This window comes from Streptomyces prasinopilosus (genome assembly GCF_001419695.1).
Classification (GTDB): Bacteria; Actinomycetota; Actinomycetes; order Streptomycetales; family Streptomycetaceae; genus Streptomyces; species Streptomyces prasinopilosus.
The window spans coordinates 1-3,124 of sequence record NZ_LIRG01000722.1 but is presented as its reverse complement, the minus strand read 5'-3'; the positions used below and the strand labels follow the sequence as shown (position 1 = coordinate 3,124).

Annotated in this window: 2 protein-coding genes and 1 pseudogene; all 3 read right to left on the bottom strand. The window is 75.0% G+C overall.

Translation table 11 applies throughout. From position 1 onward, the window contains the following. Positions 1–55: 55 nt before the first annotated feature. Entirely contained in the window at positions 56–1,102 is a 1,047-nt protein-coding gene (locus AOK18_RS25250) for a sugar-binding transcriptional regulator (protein WP_055574510.1), read from the bottom strand. A 79-nt stretch (positions 1,103–1,181) separates the two neighbouring features. Next, a complete protein-coding gene (rpe, locus tag AOK18_RS25245; protein WP_055574509.1) occupies positions 1,182–1,868 on the bottom strand; it encodes a ribulose-phosphate 3-epimerase in 687 nt (228 codons plus the stop codon). 280 nt (positions 1,869–2,148) lie between these two features. After that, positions 2,149–2,928 (bottom strand): annotated as a pseudogene (locus tag AOK18_RS25240) (RsmB/NOP family class I SAM-dependent RNA methyltransferase); the annotation flags it as partial. Between the last annotated feature and the right edge of the window lie 196 nt (positions 2,929–3,124).

Sequence of the window (3,124 nt, the reverse complement as noted above, 5' to 3'; positions counted from 1 at the left end):
GCGCGGCACCGTACGGCCGGGGCGGCCGCCACGCCCGCCCTCGTCCCTCACCCGGTCAGGGCCCGTCCGGGTCGGACCGGTTGAGGGCGGACCTCGGGGCGGGTCCCGCCGCCATCAGGTAGTCGGCGGCCGAGGTGTCCGTCACCAGGCTGGTGACCAGCCCGGAGCGCAGCACCGCGTCGATCGCGGGGCCCTTGCGCTGCCCGCCGGCGATCGCGACGACCTCGGGGACCCGGCGGAGCTGGTCGGTCTTGACCGTGATGCACCGCTCCCCGAGGTCGCGGCCCACCCGGCGCCCGTCGGCGTCGAAGAGGTGCGCGGACATCTCGGCGGCGACACCGAGGGAGGCGTAGTGCTCCCGCTCCTCGTCCGTGAGCATGTCGTGCACGGTCGAGATGCCCGGCTCCCAGGAGCCGATGGAGACGCAGGCGACCGTGACCTTGTCGAAGTACTCGAAGGCCCGGGCGATACCGGTCTGGTGGCGCAGCGCCTCGGCGGTCGCCGCGTCCGGCAGCAGCATCGGCGCGTAGATGGGGTGGGCGTCGCCGCCCGACACCTGTGCGGCCCGCCGCACGGCCTCCACCGAGCCGCGCTCGGCGGTCCCGGCGTCGTACACGCCCGTCAGCTGCACGACCGTGCAGGGCGCCAGCCGGTCCAGGGCCGCCGCCATGTGGATGGTCGACCGGCCCCAGGCCAGTCCCAGCACGTCTCCCTCGTTGACCAGTTCGCCGAGCAGGTCGGCGGCCACCTCTCCCAGGTTCTCGGGGTCGGGGGTCTCCGCGGCCTCGGCCGGGGACTCCACCACGACGGCGTGCCGCAGGCCGTAGCGGGCGCGCAGCGCGTCGGAGCGATCCGCGTCCAGCTCGGCGGGCACGCGGATCTCGATGCGCACGAGATCCCGTTCGAGGGCGGTCTCCAGGACCCGGGCCACCTTGAAGCGGCTGACGCCGAACTCCTCGGCGATCTGGATCTTGGACTTGCCCTCTAGGTAGAAGCGGCGGGCCATGGCCGCCGCCTGCACCAGCTCAGCGGGTCCCATCCGCATGGCTGAACGGCCCGCCGCCGACATACCCGACACGGCGTTCTCCTCACTGCTGTTCACACTCTGGATTCGCCGTTCATCCTCGCAGATCCGGCGCGGTCGAACGGCCTTGCTGGAGAGCCGTTCATGTTCCCGTGGTTCAGTGGTCGCACGCCCAGGACGCCTTGCCCGTCGCGGCCTCGGCCCGTTCGCGCAGCGCACGTACCGCCTCGGCCGGGTCGTCCGCCCCGTACACGGCGGATCCGGCGACGAAGACGTCGGCTCCGGCGTCGGCGCACTGCTCGATGGTGGAGGCCGAGACACCGCCGTCGACCTGGAGCCAGAGGTCCAGTCCGTGCTTGCCGATCAGCTCGCGGGTGCGGCGGATCTTCGGAAGCATGATGTCGAGGAAGGCCTGGCCCCCGAAGCCCGGCTCGACCGTCATGATCAGCAGCATGTCGAGCTCGGGGAGCAGGTCCTCGTACGGCTCGATCGGCGTCGCGGGCCGCAGTGCCATGGAGGCCCTGGCCCCCTTGGCCCGGATCTCCCGGGCCAGCCGCACGGGCGCGGCGGCCGCCTCCACGTGGAAGGTGACGGAGCCGGCCCCCGCCTCGACGTACTGGGGCGCCCAGCGGTCGGGGGCCTCGATCATCAGGTGGCAGTCCAGCGGGGTGTCCGTCGCACGCGCCAGCGACTCCACGACCGGCACACCGAGCGTGAGGTTCGGGACGAAGTGGTTGTCCATGACGTCGACGTGGAGCCAGTCGGCTCCCGCGACCGCCTGCGCCTCGTCCGCGAGGCGGGCGAAGTCGGCGGAGAGGATGCTGGGGTTGATCTGCGCGGCCATGCACCAAGCCTGCCATGCCCTCCGGGGTACGGCGGCACCGGTCGGGGACGGATGCGGGCATATCCGTCTCCCGTCCCCCCGTTCCGCGTCCCGGACCGGCCGGTTCCGGCACGGCCGTGAGCCCGGCGCGCGGTGCTCCCGGGCGGACCGGGACCGCGGGGAGAACGGGGCACGCGGGGCGCCCGGGGTGCGTGGGGCACCCGGGACGTGAGGACGCGGGCCGCACCGGCTCGCCCGCGAGGACGGCGCCGGCACGGTGCGCGTACCCGGGAGGCGGGCCTCAGCCGGTCCGGCGGATGAGCGCCAGATACATGGCGTCGGTCCCGTGCACATGCGGCCACAACTGGACGTCGGGGCCCTCGCCCAGTTCCTCGACGCCCGGCAGCAGCGGCCGGGCGTCGAGGAGCTCGGTGTCCGGGAACTGCTTGAGGAGGTCGGCGACCACGGCCCGGGTCTCCGCCAGGTGCGGCGAACAGGTGGCGTAGCCGACGACGCCGCCGACCCGTACGGACTCCAGGGCGGTGCGCAGCAGTCCGCGCTGCAGGGGGGCGAAGCCCTCCAGGTCGTCCGGGCGGCGCCGCCAGCGCGCCTCGGGGCGCCGGCGCAGGGAGCCGAGGCCGGTGCAGGGCACGTCGACCAGCACCCGGTCGAAGGTGCCGGGCCGCCAGGGCGGCCGGGTGCCGTCGGCCGCGACGACCTGGTACGGCCCGGGGTTCCCCGCCAGCGCCTTGGCGACCAGTCCGGCCCGGTGCGGCTGCTTCTCGGAGGCCAGCAGGACGGCACCGCGCTCGGCGGCGAGCGCGGCGAGCAGCGCGGCCTTGCCGCCGGGACCGGCGCAGCCGTCCAGCCACATCCGGTCGGGTCCGTCCAGCGGTGCGCCGGCCAGGGCGAGCGCGACGAGCTGGCTGCCCTCGTCCTGCACGCCGGCCCTGCCGTCCGCCACGGCCGGGATCGCGCCCGGCTCGCCGCCCTCGCTCAGCCGCACCGCGTACGGCGACCAGCGGCCGGGCAGCGCGGCCTCCTCCTGGAGCAGTTCCCCGGTGGTGGCCCGGCCGCGCCGGCATCGAGGAACTGCTGAGGGCCGACAACGAACGGCCCGAGGTCACGCTCGTCGCCCGTCCCGGCCGGGCCACCACCGGGGAACTGCTCCAGGAGGAGGCCGCGCTGCCCGGCCGCTGGTCGCCGTACGCGGTGCGGCTGAGCGAGGGCGGCGAGCCGGGCGCGATCCCGGCCGTGGCGGACGGCAGGGCCGGCGT